Source organism: Arthrobacter sp. RAF14 (genome assembly GCF_052114185.1).
Taxonomy (GTDB): Bacteria; Actinomycetota; Actinomycetes; order Actinomycetales; family Micrococcaceae; genus Arthrobacter_E.
In genome coordinates, this window is record NZ_JBFREG010000003.1 from 20,017 (window position 1) to 36,627 (window position 16,611).

16 protein-coding genes and 3 tRNA genes are annotated in these 16,611 nt (G+C 68.2%); 15 read left to right on the top strand and 4 right to left on the bottom strand.

Going from position 1 to position 16,611, the window contains the following annotated elements:
* Positions 1 to 217: 217 nt before the first annotated feature.
* Positions 218 to 1,138, bottom strand: a complete 921-nt coding sequence (locus tag AB4Y75_RS10360; RefSeq protein ID WP_441435804.1) for a cation diffusion facilitator family transporter — start codon at positions 1,136 to 1,138, stop codon at positions 218 to 220.
* A gap of 192 nt (positions 1,139 to 1,330) precedes the next feature.
* A complete protein-coding gene (locus tag AB4Y75_RS10365; protein ID WP_441435805.1) occupies positions 1,331 to 1,819 on the bottom strand; it encodes a metallopeptidase family protein in 489 nt (162 codons plus the stop codon).
* Positions 1,820 to 1,955: 136 nt separating this feature from the next.
* Between AB4Y75_RS10365 and AB4Y75_RS10370 the strand changes: the two genes are divergently transcribed.
* The 9 genes from AB4Y75_RS10370 to AB4Y75_RS10410 all read left to right on the top strand — a co-directional run bounded on the left by AB4Y75_RS10370 (position 1,956) and on the right by AB4Y75_RS10410 (position 9,952).
* Positions 1,956 to 2,028, top strand: a tRNA-Glu gene (locus AB4Y75_RS10370).
* A 101-nt stretch (positions 2,029 to 2,129) separates the two neighbouring features.
* Positions 2,130 to 2,203 (top strand) — tRNA-Asp (locus AB4Y75_RS10375).
* Positions 2,204 to 2,249: 46 nt separating this feature from the next.
* A tRNA-Phe gene (locus AB4Y75_RS10380) sits at positions 2,250 to 2,322 on the top strand.
* A gap of 222 nt (positions 2,323 to 2,544) precedes the next feature.
* Positions 2,545 to 3,471 carry a methyltransferase family protein gene (locus tag AB4Y75_RS10385; protein ID WP_441435806.1) on the top strand — a complete coding sequence of 309 codons (927 nt, stop codon included), beginning with the start codon at positions 2,545 to 2,547 and terminating at the stop codon, positions 3,469 to 3,471.
* Positions 3,472 to 3,690: 219 nt separating this feature from the next.
* Positions 3,691 to 5,268 (top strand): pyridoxal phosphate-dependent decarboxylase family protein, encoded by a 1,578-nt coding sequence (locus tag AB4Y75_RS10390; protein ID WP_441435807.1) that lies wholly within the window; start codon positions 3,691 to 3,693, stop codon positions 5,266 to 5,268.
* On the top strand, positions 5,265 to 6,629 hold the full coding sequence (locus AB4Y75_RS10395) for a lysine N(6)-hydroxylase/L-ornithine N(5)-oxygenase family protein (protein ID WP_441435808.1): 1,365 nt from the start codon (positions 5,265 to 5,267) through the stop codon (positions 6,627 to 6,629). The genes AB4Y75_RS10390 and AB4Y75_RS10395 overlap by 4 nt, the downstream gene beginning before the upstream one ends.
* A complete protein-coding gene (locus tag AB4Y75_RS10400; protein WP_441435809.1) occupies positions 6,626 to 7,207 on the top strand; it encodes a GNAT family N-acetyltransferase in 582 nt (193 codons plus the stop codon). The genes AB4Y75_RS10395 and AB4Y75_RS10400 overlap by 4 nt, the downstream gene beginning before the upstream one ends.
* Entirely contained in the window at positions 7,204 to 9,111 is a 1,908-nt protein-coding gene (locus AB4Y75_RS10405; protein ID WP_441435810.1) for an IucA/IucC family protein, read from the top strand. The genes AB4Y75_RS10400 and AB4Y75_RS10405 overlap by 4 nt, the downstream gene beginning before the upstream one ends.
* A 58-nt stretch (positions 9,112 to 9,169) precedes the next feature.
* Positions 9,170 to 9,952, top strand: coding sequence for an SDR family NAD(P)-dependent oxidoreductase (locus tag AB4Y75_RS10410; protein WP_441435811.1), 783 nt, complete (start codon positions 9,170 to 9,172; stop codon positions 9,950 to 9,952).
* Positions 9,953 to 10,059: 107 nt separating this feature from the next.
* Here the strand turns inward: AB4Y75_RS10410 and AB4Y75_RS10415 are convergent, their stop codons facing one another.
* A complete protein-coding gene (locus AB4Y75_RS10415; protein WP_441435812.1) occupies positions 10,060 to 11,685 on the bottom strand; it encodes an MFS transporter in 1,626 nt (541 codons plus the stop codon).
* Positions 11,686 to 12,000: 315 nt separating this feature from the next.
* On the opposite strand from AB4Y75_RS10415, the gene AB4Y75_RS10420 reads away from it, so the two are divergent.
* The 6 genes from AB4Y75_RS10420 to AB4Y75_RS10445 all read left to right on the top strand — a co-directional run bounded on the left by AB4Y75_RS10420 (position 12,001) and on the right by AB4Y75_RS10445 (position 14,804).
* Entirely contained in the window at positions 12,001 to 12,477 is a 477-nt protein-coding gene (locus AB4Y75_RS10420) for an Asp23/Gls24 family envelope stress response protein (RefSeq protein WP_441435813.1), read from the top strand.
* Positions 12,474 to 12,665: a hypothetical protein gene (locus tag AB4Y75_RS10425; RefSeq protein WP_441435814.1), complete on the top strand. Its 192-nt coding sequence runs from the start codon at positions 12,474 to 12,476 to the stop codon at positions 12,663 to 12,665. Before AB4Y75_RS10420 ends, AB4Y75_RS10425 begins: the two co-directional genes overlap by 4 nt.
* Entirely contained in the window at positions 12,662 to 13,054 is a 393-nt protein-coding gene (locus AB4Y75_RS10430) for a hypothetical protein (RefSeq protein WP_441435815.1), read from the top strand. The genes AB4Y75_RS10425 and AB4Y75_RS10430 overlap by 4 nt, the downstream gene beginning before the upstream one ends.
* A 6-nt stretch (positions 13,055 to 13,060) precedes the next feature.
* The gene (locus AB4Y75_RS10435; protein ID WP_441435816.1) at positions 13,061 to 13,666 is read left to right on the top strand and encodes a DUF6286 domain-containing protein; all 606 of its coding nucleotides are present in this window, start codon (positions 13,061 to 13,063) and stop codon (positions 13,664 to 13,666) included.
* Positions 13,663 to 14,268: a hypothetical protein gene (locus AB4Y75_RS10440; protein ID WP_441435817.1), complete on the top strand. Its 606-nt coding sequence runs from the start codon at positions 13,663 to 13,665 to the stop codon at positions 14,266 to 14,268. The genes AB4Y75_RS10435 and AB4Y75_RS10440 overlap by 4 nt, the downstream gene beginning before the upstream one ends.
* 179 nt (positions 14,269 to 14,447) lie before the next feature.
* Complete coding sequence (locus AB4Y75_RS10445; RefSeq protein WP_441435818.1) at positions 14,448 to 14,804, top strand: hypothetical protein; 357 nt, start codon at positions 14,448 to 14,450, stop codon at positions 14,802 to 14,804.
* 91 nt (positions 14,805 to 14,895) lie between these two features.
* Here AB4Y75_RS10445 and AB4Y75_RS10450 read toward each other — a convergent pair whose 3' ends face one another.
* Complete coding sequence (locus AB4Y75_RS10450; RefSeq protein ID WP_441436027.1) at positions 14,896 to 16,521, bottom strand: glycoside hydrolase family 13 protein; 1,626 nt, start codon at positions 16,519 to 16,521, stop codon at positions 14,896 to 14,898.
* Positions 16,522 to 16,611 lie beyond the last annotated feature (90 nt).

Genomic DNA, 16,611 nt, shown 5'->3' on the forward strand with positions numbered 1-16,611 from the left:
CGCTGTGATTTCATCGCTGGTCATACGGCGTGTCGCGCGAATTCCCGGTTCTCTGGGCGGCCCTCCGGAGGCGCCCTTTCGCCGGCACCGGCACCGGCACCGGCGCACGACGACGGCGCCCGGCTCCCGCGGTGAGTGCCGGAGAAGTGCCGCGCGGCGTCGTCGTGGATGCCGGGTGGGAGTCGGCAGGGGCGCGGACGCCGGCGCCTGGAACGCCTCAGGCGTGCTGGTGAGCCTCGTGGGCCTGGTGGGACGCCGGTTCCAGCTGGAAGGTGCAGTGCTCGGTGTCGAAATGCGAGCCGAGGCAGCGCTGCATGCGGTCCAGGATCCGGTCCGCGGATTCCGGGCTGAGAGCCAGGTCGTCCACCACCACATGGGCCGAGAACACCGGAACGCCGGAGGTGATGGTCCAGATGTGGATGTCATGCACGGACTGCACGCCGTCCACGGCCAGGATGTGCTCACGGATCATGCCGACGTCCACCCCCTTGGGCGTGGCTTCCAGGAGGACGTCCACGACGTCTTTCAGGAGGCTCCAGGCCCGCGGCAGGATCATGGCCGCGATCAGCAGGGACGCGATGGGGTCCGCCGCGGTGAATCCTGTGAACATGATGACGAGCGCCGCCGCGATGACGGCCAGGGAGCCGAGCAGATCGCCCAGGACCTCCAGGTAGGCGCCGCGGAGATTCAGGCTCTCCTGCTGCCCGCCCTGAAGGATCAGGAGTGAGACGCCGTTCGCCACTGCGCCGATGATGGCGGCGATCAGCATGGTGTCCGTGCGGATGTCCGGGGTCTCCCCGAAGCGGCGCACGGCTTCGAGGGCGATGATCACGGCGATCACGATCAGGATCAGCGCATTGGCCAGTGCGGCCAGGATCTCGGCGCGCTGGTAGCCGTAAGTGCGCTGATCGGTGGCGGGGCGAGTGGCGATCCAGGAGGCCAGGAGGGCGATGAACACCCCGGCGGCGTCCGAGAGCATGTGGCCGGCGTCGGCCAGCAGAGCGAGCGAACCGGAGAGGGCCGCGCCCGCCACCTGGATGACGACGACGCTGAGCGTGATGCAGAGGACGATGATCAAGCGCTTCCGGTGCTTGCCGGTGCCCGTCATGCCCTGAGTGTGATCGTGGTTGTGGCCCATGCTTTCCAGGCTAGCTTCGGACGCCACGGAAAGCATGTCCGGAATGCGACTCATTCGCAGTGCTGGCGCGGATTTCGGGGGTGTCCGGCGGGTTCCGGAGGGGCCGTTCCGGGAGGCCCGATCCGGCGTCCGGTGGACGCGGGTGGGGAGGTCCTCTGCTCCTTTTCCGGAGCGTGGCGCACGGTGGCGGGATCAGCCCCAGCCGAGCTCGTGGAGCCGGGCGTCGTCCACGCCGAAGTGGTGGGCGATCTCGTGGATGACCGTCACCTGGATCTCGTAGAGGACCTCGGCGCGGCTGGCGCAGATGTCGAGGATGGGGCGGCGGTAGAGCGTGATGCGGTCGGGGAGGGAGCCCGAGGCCCAGGCGTCGTCCCGTTCCGTCAGCGGCGTGCCCTCGTACAGGCCGAGCAGGGGCTCTCCGGTGTCGGGATCGACGCCGTCGTCCTCGATGAAGAGCATGACGTTGTCCATGTGGCGGGAGATCTCGGGTGGCAGGTCCTCCAGCGCCTGGAGCGCGAGGGACTGGAACTCGTCGAGGCTCAGGGTGGCGGCCTCGGTGTGCTCCAGGTGGCCGAACCCGGGTTCGCCGCGGAGGGTGCACCGCGGCCCCGGCGGCCAGATGCGGAGGGGCAGGCCACGGGGGAGTCCTTGGGCGGGGTCCGGGGCGGGGCTTCTGTCCATGCACTCCACGGTAGCCGCCCGGTCCCTCCCGCTGCTCTGGACCGCATTTTGGAAATTCCCGGAGCATGCTCTAAAGTTTTACTGGTCCACTTCGCGAGGAATACGGCAACGCCGGGAACCAAGCAGGTGTGTCAAGGCCCCCATCGTCTAGCGGCCTAGGACACCGCCCTTTCACGGCGGCGGCACGGGTTCGAATCCCGTTGGGGGTACGCATGAGATGCGATTTGAAAGCAGATCGAAAGATCTGCTAAGATGAAATCTTGTGAGCCGGGAGCGATTCCGGTGAAAACAACGGTAGAAATACCACCAAGGCCCTGTAGCGCAGTTGGTTAGCGCGCCGCCCTGTCACGGCGGAGGTCGCGGGTTCAAGTCCCGTCAGGGTCGCTTTGATGGCTGGAGTTATCCGGCGATCATGGTGACAAGTCACCGAGGCTCTGTAGCTCAGTTGGTAGAGCGTTCGACTGAAAATCGAAAGGTCACCGGATCGACGCCGGTCGGAGCCACTGAAACCCTCGCCTAGCTTCTACATGGCGAGGGCTTCTTCAATTTAACGGCGGTTTCCCTGAGACTGCTTCACGAACCGCCTTCCGGGGCGGTTTTTCTGTTTAAGAACCTTCCGGGGTGCACCCGCCCGCATGCACCCGCTCCGCGTCCACGCGGCGCCGCCTGCCGCGGCTAAAGTCGTCCTGACCGCAAGAAATCCAAACAGCCGTGGGGGACCGTTGATGACCGCACCCGTGCCGCTCGCCGTCCGGTGGGGCCGGGCCTACTTCGCCGTGCAGTCCGCGGCAGGTCTGCTCTGGTGGGTCGCCGTCCCGTCGTCACCGCTGGTCCGCCGGATCACGCTGGGCTCGCTGGACCCGGTCCTGGTGGCGTCCTTCGACCTGCCCCTCTTCGTGGCCGCGGCCGGGCTGGCGGCGGCAGGTTCGCGAGCGGCGGCCCGGGTGAACACGGGGTGGACACTTCTGGTGACGATCCTGATGGCGGTGTACGCCACCCTGACCACCGAGGCGGGGTGGGGTGTGGTCATCATGGGTGCGGCTGCGATCGCATCCCTGCTGGCGCTGAGCCTCGTGGTCCTGGGGCGGATCCCCACTGAATGGTTCACTCGAGGCCCGCTGGCTTTCCGGGCGGCCGACGCGCGGCGCCGGCCGGCCGGTCACGTCGCCAGGACCTTCGCTCAGCTCGTGTTCTTCTGGGGTCTCTTCCTGGGGATCATCCCGCTCGTCATCCGTGCTCTGGAGGAGCGCTGGAAGGTGGGTCTCGCTCTGCCGGAGGCCGCCGGCGTCGTCGGCTGGGTGATCTTCGCCCTGGCCAGCGTGCTGGGGATCTGCTCGGCGGCCGTCATGTCGGGACGGGGGCGGGGCACCCCGCTGCCGGCGGCGATGCCGAACCATCTGGTGATCGCGGGACCCTATCGCTGGGTCCGCAATCCCATGGCGGTCGCGGGCGTGACGCAGGCGGCGTGCGTGGGACTGATCCTCGGGTCCTGGCTCGTGGTGGTCTACGCCGTGGGTGGTGCGGTGCTCTGGAATTACGGCATCCGGCCGCTGGAGGAGCGCGACCTGGCGGCCCGGTTCGGCGAGCCGTACCGGCGCTACCGGGAGACGGTGCGCTGCTGGATCCCCCGGCGGCCCGTGCGGTCACGCTGAGGCGTTTCTCTCTCAGCCCCGACGGCCTGATCCGTGACCGATGGCCGCCCTTGTTCCATCCCGGGAACCCCTTGGTGCGGAGAGGTCACGCCCTGACATATACTGCGTGAATTACGGCACGCTAATTTGACGTAAAGGCGAGCCTAAGTAAGGCTTGGCTTGCCTAACGTTGCTCCCTGTCGTTGGGCATCCCCGATCCCCGACGGAAAGTAGTGTCCTGTGACATCGTCCCGTGTCGAACTCTCCCCAGGCCAGGACTTCGGTTCCGGCGTCGAACTCGCGCTGGCGGCCAGCAACCAGCTCCTCAACGCCAGGAACTCCCCGAATTACGTGGCGCAGGTCCTCCAGGGCGTCAACGCCGTGGCCACCAAGATCCAGCGCACCTCACGACCGTTCACCGGTGTCACGCCCGCCGGGCTGCAGCGCCAGGTGGTCGACGTCGAACTCGATCAGCCGCTCCCGGACCTGACCGCGGCGCTCGAAGAACTCGACGAGCTCTACCTCAAGGACGCCGTCTACTTCCACGACTCCCGGTACGCCGCGCACCTCAACTGCCCCGTCGTGATCCCGGCGCTCGTGGGCGAGGCCATCCTGTCGGCCGTGAACTCCTCCCTGGACACCTGGGACCAGAGCGCCGGAGCCACCCTGATCGAACGGCGTCTCATCGACTGGACCGCGGAGCGGATCGGGCTCGGGCCCGACGCGGACGGCGTGTTCACCTCCGGCGGCAGCCAGTCCAACTTCCAGGCGCTCCTCATGGCCCGCAACCATGCCGTCGCACGCCTCCGCGCGGAGTCCCCGGAGCACCGTGAGCTGCGCCTTCCGCTGCTCCTGGACCGGCTGCGGATCTTCACCTCGGCGGACAGCCACTTCAGCATCCAGAAGTCCGCCGCCATGCTGGGCCTCGGCTTCGACGCCGTCATCCCGGTGCCCACCACGGCGGACCACCGGATGGATCCGGCGGCGCTCGCGGCCGCCCTGGCCGAGTCGCAGGAGGCCGGGCTGATCCCGATGGCCGTGGTGGCGACGGCAGGAACCACCGACTTCGGCGCGGTGGACCCGCTCCACGAGGTGTCCGCCCTGGCTCAGGCTTACGAGGCCTGGATGCATGTAGACGCCGCCTACGGTGGGGGACTGCTCGTGTCCCCGCGCCACGGGGGTCTCCTGAACGGCATCCACCTCGCGGACTCCGTGACCGTGGACTTCCACAAGACCTTCTTCCAGCCGGTCAGCTCCAGCGCCGTCCTGGTCCGGGACCGCGCCATGCTCCGCCACGTGACCTACTACGCGGACTACCTCAACCCCGAGAGCGCGGCCAGGGCGCAGATCCCCAACCAGGTGGACAAGAGCATCCAGACCACGCGCCGCTTCGACGCCCTCAAGCTGTGGCTCACCCTCCGGACCATGGGCGCCGACGCCGTCGGCGCTCTCTTCGACGAGGCCATCGATCTCGCCGCCCGTGTGGGGACTCTCCTGGCCGAGGACCCGGACTTCGAACTCGCGGCCGACCCCCAGCTCAGCACGCTGGTGTTCCGTTACCGCCCGGTGCGGGAAGGCGCCCTCTTGGACGAGGATGTCGCGGACCGTCTCAATCCGGCCATCCGCTCCGCCGTGTTCGCGTCCGGCGAGGCGGTGGTGGCCGGAACCACGGTCCACGGCCGTCATCACCTCAAGTTCACGCTTCTGAACGCCGAAGCCCACCTCAGCGACATCCAGGACATCATCGAGCTCCTGCGCCGCACCGGCGCCGAGATGCTCGGCTCCCTCGACACGGACCGGAAGGACCCCTCCGCATGACTACCACCGACAACACCCCGGAACACACCGCAGATGGCCGTATCCACGATCTGGTGGGCATCGGCCTCGGCCCCTTCAACCTGGGCCTCGCCGCCCTGAGCGAGCCGCTCGACGGCCTGGACCACCTCTTCCTGGAACGCCGCGAGAGCTTCGACTGGCACCCCGGCATGATGCTCGAACCGGCCCACCTCCAGGTGCCCTTCATGGCCGATCTGGTCACGCTGGCGGACCCCACCTCCTCATACTCCTTCCTGAACTTCCTCAAGCAGACCGGTCGCCTCTACCGCTTCTACATCCGGGAGAACTTCTACCCGCTGCGCGCCGAGTTCAACCAGTACTGCCAGTGGGTGGCCGGGCAGCTGGATTCCATCCGTTTCAGCACGGAGGTGCTGAATGCGAGCTACGACGACGGCGTCTACACCCTCACGGTCCAGGGCCCCCGCGGCACGGAACAGGTCAGGACGCGGCGGCTCGTGCTGGGCACCGGCACCACCCCCGGCGTCCCCGAAGCCGCCCGGAGCGTCCTGGACGCCGGCGGTCCCGCGTTGCACAACGCCGGGTACCTCCAGCGGAAGGAGGAGCTGCAGGCGCGGCGGAGCATCACCGTCGTCGGGAGCGGTCAGAGCGCCGCGGAGGTGTATCTGGACCTTCTGCAGGACATCGACGTCCATGATTACCAGCTCAACTGGGTGACCCGCAGCGGCCGCTTCTTCCCGCTCGAATACACCAAGCTGACCCTGGAGATGACGTCCCCCGAGTACGTCGACTACTTCCACGGCCTGCCCGCCGAGCAGCGCGACCACCTGATCGCGAACCAGAAGAACCTGTACAAGGGCATCGACTCGGAACTCATCAACGAGATCTACGACCTGCTGTACGCCAAGAGCCTCCACGGGATGGTGGACACCCGGCTCTTCACCCACTCCGAGCTGCTGGAGGCTTCCTGGGACGACGGCGCCGGCACCCACACGCTGACGTTCCGGCATGCCGAACAGGGCGGGGAGTTCACCCTCGACTCCGAGGCGGTCGTTTTCGCCACCGGCTACTCCTACCAGGAACCCGCCTTCCTGGCCGGGATCGCGGACCGCATCAAGCGCGATGAGCGTGGCCGCTTCGATGTCGACCGGCACTACGGCGTCGGCGTCGAACCGGGGGAGATCTTCGTCCAGAACGCCGAGCTGCACACCCACGGCTTCGTCACCCCGGACCTGGGGATGGCCGCCTACCGGAACTCCTGCATCCTGCGCGAGGTCCTCGGAACCGAGGTGTACCCGGTGGAGCGCAGCATCGCCTTCCAGCAGTTCGGTGTACCGGCGCCGGCGCACGCGGAGGCCCCGGAGTCCCTGGCGGTGACGGCATGAACCACACCTTCCGCCCCGTCGACCCCGCCGCCGACGCCGAGCTGCTGCACGGCTGGGTCACGCAGCCTTACGCCCGGTTCTGGGGCATGCTCGCAGCCTCCGTGCAGGACGTCCGGGAGGAATATGAGAACCTGGCGGCCACCGGACACCACGAGGCCTTCCTCGGCCTGAAGGACGGAGTCCCCGAATTCCTGGTGGAGCGGTACCGCCCGGCGGAATCGCCCCTCAACGCGGTCTACCAGGTCCAGCCGGGAGACGTCGGCATGCACCTGCTGGTGGCCCCGCCGTCGTCCGGCGCCATCCCCGGCTTCACGCTCGGCGTCATGCAGTCCGTCATGGCCTGGCTGTTCGAGCACACGGGCGCCGAACGCGTCGTCGTCGAACCCGATGTCCGCAACCACAAGATCCACGTGCTCAACGAGCGGGTGGGGTTCCACGCGCATTCCGTGGTGACGCTGCCGCCGGTGGATCCCGCCGAGAGCGCCAAGGAGGCCCTGCTGAGCTTCTGCGCCCGGGACGACTTCCTCGCCACCCTCACCCCGCTCGCCACCACCGCCACCGAAGGAGCCTCCGCATGACCTCCACCGCTCTCGATCAGGAAAGCCGCGCTCATGAAGCACGCGCCCAGCACGGCCTCCGCGAGCCCGCCGCTCCGGGCCAGGAAGCCGGCGGTGTGGCCCATCTGGAACCCGGCCGCTGGGAGGTGGCCAACCGGCACCTGATCCGCAAGGCGCTCGCCGAGTTCTCCCACGAGCGGCTCCTCGCTCCCGAACGCACGGGTGACGGTGCCGGAGGACGGGGCGCCTACCGCGTCCTGAGCGACGACGGCGGCGTGGAGTACCGCTTCGAGGCGACGCTCCGCGGGCTGGACCACTGGAGCATCCCCGGAGAGACCATCAGCCGCCACCGGGCGGGGCAGGGTCAGGAACTCCCGCTGGATGCGCTCGAATTCATCACCGAGTTCCAGACCAGCCTGACGATCCGGCTGGAACAGCTGCCCGTGTACCTCGAGGAGATCAGCAGCACGCTGTCCGGGCACGCCTACAAGCAGGGCCGCGGCGTCAGCTCCCAGTCCCTGGCGCGCGGTGTCACGGGCGGCGCCGACGTGGCGGCGGATTTCCAGGCGATCGAGCGGGGCATGACCGAGGGGCATCCATGCTTCGTGGCCAACAACGGCCGGCTCGGCTTCGGGATCTCCGACTACCACGCGTTCGCCCCGGAGACCGGAGCCCCGGTGCGTCTGCAGTGGATCGCCGTGCACCGCAGCCGCGCCGTGTTCAGCTCGGAGGAGGGACTGGAATACCGGCGTCATCTGACGGATGAGCTCGGCTATGACGCCATGGCGTTCTTCGACGCGGAGCTGTCCGCCGCGGGCCTGGACCCGGAGGACTACTTCTTCATGCCGGTGCATCCGTGGCAGTGGGAGCACAAGATCACGGTGACGTTCGCGGCGGAGATCGCGCAGCGGAGGATCGTTCTTCTGGGCACGGGCACCGACTCGTATCAGGCGCAGCAGTCCATCCGGACGTTCTTCAATGTGTCCGCGCCCGGGAAGAGCTACGTCAAGACGGCCATGTCCGTGGTGAACATGGGCTTCATGCGGGGCCTCTCACCGCAGTACATGAAGGCCACGCCGGCCATCAACGACTGGCTGGAGGACCTGATCCGCCAGGACGCCGAATTGCAGCGGCACGGCCTGGCGCTCATCAAGGAGAAGGCCGCGCTCGGCTACCACAACCACTATTACGAGGCCGCGTCCGCCAAGGGCTCCCCCTACCGGAAGATGCTCTCGGCGCTCTGGCGGGAGAGCCCGCTGCACCTGCTGGAAGACGGGCAGCAGCTGGCGACCATGGCGTCGCTCCTGCACGCCGATCAGCAGGGCCGGCCCTTCGTCTCGGAACTCATCGAGCGTTCGCGCCTGGAGCCGGAGGCGTGGCTGCGCCGGTACTTCGACGCCTATCTGGTGCCGCTGGCGCATTGCCTCTTCGCGTATGAACTGGCCTTCATGCCGCACGGGGAAAATGTGATCCTGGTGCTGGAGGACGGCGTGCCCGTCCGGGCCATCATGAAGGACATCGCCGAGGAGATCGTCCTGATGGGTGACCGTGTCGAGGTCCCGGAAGAGGTGGCCCGGATCAAGGCGCCCATTCCCGAGGAGGACAAGGCCGCCGCGATCTTCACCGATGTCTTCGACTGCATCTTCCGTTTCCTGGCCGCAACGCTCGCGGAGGACGGGGTGCTGGAGGAGGACGCGTTCTGGAGGACGGCAGCCGAGGCTCTCCACGAGTACCAGGAACGGCATCCGGAACTGGCGAAGCAGTTCACCCGGCACGACCTGTTCGTGCCGGAGTTCGAACTCTCCTGCCTGAACCGGCTCCAGCTGCGGAACAACCAGCACATGCTGGATCTGGACGATCCGTCCGGCGGGCTGCAGAAGGCCGGGATGCTGAAGAACCCGCTGGCGGCGTTCCGGGACCGGTGAGCGGGCGCGGTTCCCGTCCCTCCGCGGGCCGGGAACCGCCCGGGGCTACCCTGGGTTCATGACGGCACGAGCGGATGCTTACACGGCCTTGATCACCGGGGCCTCCTCAGGGCTGGGCGCGGAATTCGCGCGCCAGCTCGCCGAGGAGGGCCATCACCTCGTCCTCGTGGCGCGCGACGCCGGGCGCCTCTCGGCCGCGGCCGCCCGCCTCGAGCGGGACTACGGGGTCACGGTGGAGGTGCTGCCCGCGGACCTGACCGACGACGCTGGGGTGGCCGCCGTCGTCGCGCGTCTGCAGGATGCCTCCCGCCCGGTGGACGTGCTGGTGAACAACGCGGGCATCGGTCTGCCGCGGCCGTTCGAGCAGAACCCGGTGGAGGACGAGTTGCGCCATCTGCGGCTCCACGTGCAGACCACGCTGGAACTGTGCCATGCCGCGCTGCCGGGGATGCTGGCGCGCGGCGCCGGCCGGATCATCAACGTGGCCAGCGTGGCGGCCTTCGCCACCCGTGGCACCTACGGCGCGGCAAAGGCCTGGGAGCTGAGTTTCAGCCGCTGGGCGAACGTGAATTACGGGCCGTCCGGCGTGAAGGTCACGGCCCTCTGTCCCGGTTTCACGCACACGGAGTTCCACCAGCGCATGGGCATCGACAAGGGCGCGATGCCCCGGTGGATGTGGCTGGACGCCCGCCGCGTGGTCCGGGTCGGTCTCGCCGACAACGTCCGGGGCAAGGCGGTGTCCATCCCGAGCCTGCGGTACAAGGTGCTGGTGGCGGGGACGCGGTTCCTGCCCGCGCGATTCACCCGGGGGCCGGCACGGAAGCCGCTGGACCAGCCCTGAAAACACCCTCCAGCCCTTAAAGCACCATCGACTGCTCCGGACGATGCCGTTTCACGCCCTTTCGCGGCGTTTCAGGCATCGTGCGGAGCAGTCGACGGTACGGTGCGTTACTTTCCGGCGCCGGCCAGCGGGCGGTCCTCGAAGGGGAGGGTGTCCAGGTCCAGCAGCGGGTTGTCCTCCTGGGTGGCCACGAGCTCGCGGGCCTCTTCCTCGGTGGCCACGCTCGGCATGGAGCCGGGCAGGGGCCGCCGTGCCGATTCCGGCAGGAAGTAGATCGCGATGCCGCCGATCACCGAGGTGGCCATGAGGTAGTACGCGGGCATCATGTCGTTGCCCGTGGCCTGGATGAGCGAGGCCACGATGAACGGCGTGGTGCCGCCGAAGATCGCCATGGAGAAGTTGTAGGCGATGCCCATGCCGCCGTAACGGCTCGACGTCGGGAACAGGGCCGGGAGTGCGGACGCCAGGTTCGCCACGTAGAAGGTCACGGGGAACGCGACCAGCGCCAGGCCCAGCAGGGTGGACCAGACCTCGCCGACGCCGATCAGCAGGAACGCCGGGATCGACAGCACGATGGTGCTGCCGGCGCCGACCCACAGGACCGGGCGGCGGCCCACCCGGTCGGACAGGCGGCCGGTCAGCGGGATACACGCCGCCATGATCACCAGGACCGGGATGGTCAGCAGGGTGCCGTGGACGGGGTCGTAACCCTTCGAATCTGTGAGGTAGGTCGGCATGTAGGACGTCAGGGCGTAGCCGACGGTGTTGGCCGCGGCGGCGAGGATCATCGCGAGGATGATCTGGCGCCAGTACGTCTTCACCAGCGTGATGGGACCGGTGTTGGTGGTCGGATCCTTCTCCGTGGCGCTGTTGACCTTGGCCTCCTGAGCATCCAGGGTGGCCTGGAACTGCGGGGACTCCTCGATCTTGCTCCGGAAGTAGATGGCGACCAGGCCCAGCGGGCCGGCGAGCAGGAACGGGATACGCCAGCCCCAGGCCTCCATGTCGGCCGGGCTCAGGGTGAGCTGGAGGACCGAGACGAGGGCGGCGCCGACGGCGAAGCCCAGGTAGGAGCCCATGTCCAGGAAGCTGGCGAAGAAGCCGCGCTTCTTGTCCGGGGCGTATTCCGAGACGAAGGTGGTGGCGCCGGCGTACTCACCGCCGGTGGAGAAGCCCTGCACCAGCTTCAGCGTGACGAGCAGAGCCGCGGCCCAGCCGCCGATCTGCGCGTAACCGGGCAGCAGGCCGATGGCGAAGGTGCTGGCGGCCATCATGGTGAGCGTCGCCGCGAGCACGCGCTGGCGGCCCACCTTGTCACCGAGCCAGCCGCAGACGATGCCGCCCAGCGGACGGGCGATGAAGGTGACCGCGAAGGTGCCGAGCATGAAGAGGGTACGGATGGCGGGGTCGGCGTCCGGAAGGAAGACCGGACCCATGACCGTCACGAGATAGCCGAACACGCCGACGTCGTACCATTCCATGGTGTTGCCGACGATCGTGCCGCCGATCGCCTTCTTGAGCATGGGCTTGTTCACGACGTTGACGTCGGAGACCTTCAGCCGGTAGCTGGGAAGGCGGAACTTGCGGGCGGGCCCCCCAGGGCGCCTCGGTGCGGCAGCGGGGACGACGTTTTCGGAGCCGCCGGCGAAGGCCGGACGGGCGCCGTGAGCGTCCTCGTTGATTCGGTCACCAGGGGCCGTCACGGTCTTCTGTGAGTCTGGGTCTGTGGGCATTTGGGCTTCTCCTTGAGGGAGGTCATTTGCTTGCGACTTGCACTTCTGTGCGGGGCCGAGCCCCGCGATGACGTTCAAGTTTAGTCCCGTTGACGCAATTTGATGGAATCGAGGGGCCTCAAGACACCTCCTGTGATGGGAAATGACCGGACGAAGAACCCCATGATTCCGGGGTTTTTCCACGGTCCTGAAAAAATCCTGGGAGCCTCGTCACACCGTGCCGGGAATATGGCTCCGGCGGCCGCTCCAACGCTGCGGGCTCGCCACCGGGGACCCCTCGCGTACTAGGCTGGGGGACAAGCGAAAGGGAGCGCAGTGGACACTGAATTCGAGCAGCAGACAGCAGGCGGTCGGACCGTGATCTCAGATTCAGCGGTGGCCAAGGTCGCAGGCCTCGCCGCGCGCGCCGTCGCGGGTGTCCACGCCCTCGGGACCGGAAGCACACCCCGTGCGCTGGGCGCCATCCGCGACGCGGTGGGCAACCCGGATCATGTGGCCGGTGTGCGTGCCGAGGTGGGGGAGACCCAGGTGGCGGTGGACATCACCCTGGTGGCCGAATTCGGGTACCGCTTCCATGACATCGCCAACGCCGTCCGGGCCGCCGTCTACCAGGCGGTGGAGGACCTCGTGGGCATGGACGTGATCGAAGTCAACATCGAGATCAACGACGTCCAGCTGCCCGGAACCAAGCAGGAGAGCCGCGCCGCCCGTGGCGCAGCCGGCCAGACCCCACAGGAGCTTCCGCAGGGGACCGGGCCGGACGCCGTCGTCGAAGGAAAGCGAGTCCCATGAACCACACCCTGAGCGGTATCGCCATCGGAGCCTTCCTGGCCTTCATGTCCTTCCAGTTCGGCTGGTGGGGCTTCCTGGTCTCCATCATCTTCATGGCCGTCGGCGCCATCCTGGGGCGCGCGGCCGAAGGCCGGATCGACCTCCGCCGTGTCCTGGACGCCCTGACGGGACGGCGCTCCTCCTCATGACCGACGCCGCCGTGGCACCGGCAGGGACCCCCGCACCGCAGCAGCGTGTCCTGGCCGGTCACAACCGATTCAGCACGCAGGCCCTCACCAGCCTGGCGAAAGCGGCCTGCGCCGAAGCCCTGGACGTGCCGGCGCAGGATGTGCGCGTCGAATGGCGCGACGACGACGGCCTCCTCGCCCTGAGCGTGGTCAGCCCCGTGAGCATCCCGGCGCTGAGTGACGTGGTCCGTGACGCCTCGGTGCTCGTCGGAGGGAGCATCTGGGACCGCGCCGTCAACGCCAAGGCGGCCATCCGGGCGCGCATCATGCAATTGAGCGGCTCAGAACTGAGCCGCGTGGACATCCGGATCTCCGGCGTGGTGCACCGCACCGTGGGAAGGGTCAGGTGAGTGGGCGTGTCCGTTGAACCGCTGTCCGTCGACGACGAGCGCCGTTTCCTCGACGAGGTCACCCGCCGTGAGCTGACCCCGTCCCGGTCGTTCACGGCCCTGCTGGCCGGGATCCTGGTCATCCTGCTGTGCGTCTACCTCATGCTCGAGTCCGTTCTGGCGTTCTTCCGCCTGCCCGGCTGGCTGATCGACCCGGACCGTGCCCTCGACTGGATCGCCACACTGCCCGGCGGCGGTCCGGCGCCCGTCCTGGCGCTCGGCGGGGCCGTCCTCGCCATGGTGGGTCTGTTCTTCCTGCTCGGGGCCGTGTTCCCGGGCCGCAGGGCCCGGCACAGCATGCCTCATCCAGCGATGGCCGTGGTGGTCGACGACGAGGTGGTCGCCTCCACCCTGGCACGCAGGGCCCGGCTGGCAGCCAATGTCTCCTCCGCGCAGGTCATGGTCACCGTGGCCCAGTCTCAGGTGGTGGTGAACGTCCGCCCCACCTCGGGTCTGCGGGTGACCCCGGACGCGGTGGAACGGGCCGTCACGGATGAGCTCGGAAACATGGGTCTGGAGCCGCGGCCCGGTGTCACGGTCAACATCGCGAGCACGGGAGTGGTGGGCGCATGAACGGCACGCCGAGAAGGCTCAATCGTGTTCTCACCGGACTGGTGGGACTGCTGCTGGTGGCAGGCGGCGTCTTCCTGATGGTGGTCTCGGCCGTGCCCGCCGTGGCACAGGCCTGGCACCAGGTGGCGACCACCTGGGTCGCATGGTTCCACCGCAGCTACGAATCGACGCCGCTTCTGGCCAGCAGCTGGATCTACCTGGTGGCGGTGGCCGTGCTGCTGGTGATCGTCGTGCTCACGGTCCGCTGGATCTCCGGCCAGGGCCAGGGGCGGGTGAGCCTTCTGGTGGACCGGGCCGACGATTCGCTGACACCGGGCGACGTCACCATCAGCGGCAACGTCGCGGAGCAGATGCTCCGCGCGGCGCTCGCCGGGCGGAGCGATCTGCTGGGTCTGTCCGTGGGGACGTACCAGTACCGGGGCGTCACCGGGCTCCGGGTGCGGCTGTATCCGCGGAAGGGCGCGTCACCGCAGAAGCTTGTGCGCGAGGTGGGCGTGCTCCTGCAGGGGTTGGACGTCGTCGTCGGCCAGCACACTCCGGTGCTCCTCCATCTGGGCGCCGGCACCAGGGCGCTCTTCACCCGCGAGGAACGCGTGCGCTGAGCGGGTGCAACGGCCTGCCGTGTGTCCCCGGAAGACGCGTGACCTGCTGTGACCGCGTCCCAGGCCGGATTGGTCTTGCCCCTGAACGGCGTCCCGTCTAGCTTGAAGGTGGAGTCAGCCTGACACCGGGCAAGCAGCCGACCGGCGCTTGCGCCGCCACCGACCACGCAGGAGTCATCATGAGTGAGAACATTCCGGGCGCCGAGGAAGTCAACAACGCCGCCGACAATGCAGGCGAAGCCGTGAAGAACGCGGCTGAGAATGCGGCCCAGAACGCACCCGAGGGCACCCACGAATTCGTGGACGGCGCTGTGGAGAACGTCAAGAACTTCACGGAGGACGCCGTCGGCAACGTGAAGGAGTTCGCGGGCGACGCCGCCGAGAACGTGAAGGAGTTCGCGGGCGACGCCGCCGAGAACGTGAAGGAGTTCGCCGGGGAGGCCGCCGAGAACGTCAAGGAGTTCGCGGGCGACGCGGTGGAGAACGCCAAGGGTCTCGGCGCCAAGATCGCCGGATTCTTCAAGGGCGACAAGTAACCCAGAACACCGCGAAGGGCGGGTGCCGGATCACTCCGGCACCCGCCCTTCGTCATGCGCCCCGAGGCGGCTCGGGTCAGACGGCCTGTGGTCAGTTCCTGCTGGGAACCAGGTAGACCGTGGTGTCGGACGGCACCTTGTCCTCCACGGGGCCGCTGGCGAGGGCCGGCGAGAACCCTGCCGGCAGCGCGACAGGGGCATCGCCCATGTTGGTCAGGATCAGCACGCCATTGTTCAGGAACGCCACGACGCCGTGGGAGGGGTCGTGGAGGGCGGACCAGAGATGGGATCCGCGGCCGAGGCCGTGTTCCCGGCGGAAGGCCAGCGCCGCGCGGTAGAGCTCCAGGGTCGAGCCGTCGACGCCGTCCTGCACATCCGCCGCGTGCTCGGCGAACGATTCGGGCTGGGGCAGCCACGGCTTCGCATCGTTCTTCGGGCCGTCCAGGCTGAATCCGTATCCGGGGGCGTCCGCGGTCCAGGGGAGCGGGACACGGCAGCCGTCACGGCCGCGCTCCTCGCCATGGGTGCGGAAGAACGACGGGTCCTGGCGGGCCTCGGCGGGCAGGGTGGTGTGCTCCGGCAGACCCAGCTCCTCGCCCTGGTACAGGTACGCGGAGCCCGGCAGGGCGAGTTCCACCAGCGTGGCGGCGCGGGCCCGCGCGAGGCCCAGCGCGGCGTCGGGCTGTTCATCTTCGGCGGCGATGCCCTTGGGGAAGGTGGTGGGGTCGCTCAGGCCGAAGCGGCTGGGGTGCCGCACGGTGTCGTGGTTGCTCAGCACCCAGGTGACCGGGGCGCCGACGGCGGCCACGGCTTCGATCGAGGCGTCGATGGAGGTGGCGAGGCGTTCGGCGTCCCAGCCGGCCAGCAGGAAGTCGAAGTTGAAGGCCTGCTGCATCTCATCGGGGCGCACATAGCGGGCCAGCCGTTCGGCGGGCTCCACCCAGGCCTCGGCCACGAGCATCCGGTCGCCCGGGTAGCCGGCGAGGAGCTGGTGCCAGTCACGGTAGATCTCATGGACGCCGTCCTGGTCGAAGAAGGGTGCTTTGGACAGGTCCTGCCCGCTGCCGGTGGGCTTCTCCTGGGTGGCCTCACCCTCGGTGATGTTGCCTTCCACCATGGCGGCGGCCCCTTCCCAGTCAGGGAGGCCCTTGGCCTTGATCATGCCGTGGGCGACGTCCACGCGGAAGCCGTCCACGCCCTTGTCGAGCCAGAAGCGGAGGACGGACCGCATCTCCTCACGGACCTCGTCGTTATCCCAATTGAGATCCGGCTGCTTGGTGTCGAAGAGGTGGAGGTACCACTCGCCGGGGGTTCCGTCGGCGTTCGTGGTCCGGGTCCAGGCCGGGCCGCCGAAAATGGAATTCCAGTTATTGGGCTCGATCTCGCCGTGTTCGCCCTTCCCCGGGCGGAACATGTAGCGGGCCCGTTCGGGGGAGCCCGGAGCGGCTGCGAGTGCTTCCTGGAACCAGACGTGCTCGTCCGAGGTGTGGTTGGGCACCAGGTCCACGATCACTTTCAGGCCCAGCTCATGGGCCTTTTCCAGCATTCCGTCGAAGTCTTCGTTGCTCCCGAACAGTGGATCGACCACGCGGTAGTCGGCCACGTCGTAGCCCGCATCCGCCTGAGGCGACGTGTAGAAGGGGCTCAGCCAGACGGCGTCGACGCCCAGCTTCGCGAGGTAGGGGAGCTGCCGGGTGATGCCGGGGATGTCGCCCATGCCGTCGCCGTTCCCGTCGGCGAACGAGCGCGGGTACACCTGGTATACCACTGCATCGGACCACCAGGTGCGGGGATGTGCCTCGTGGGA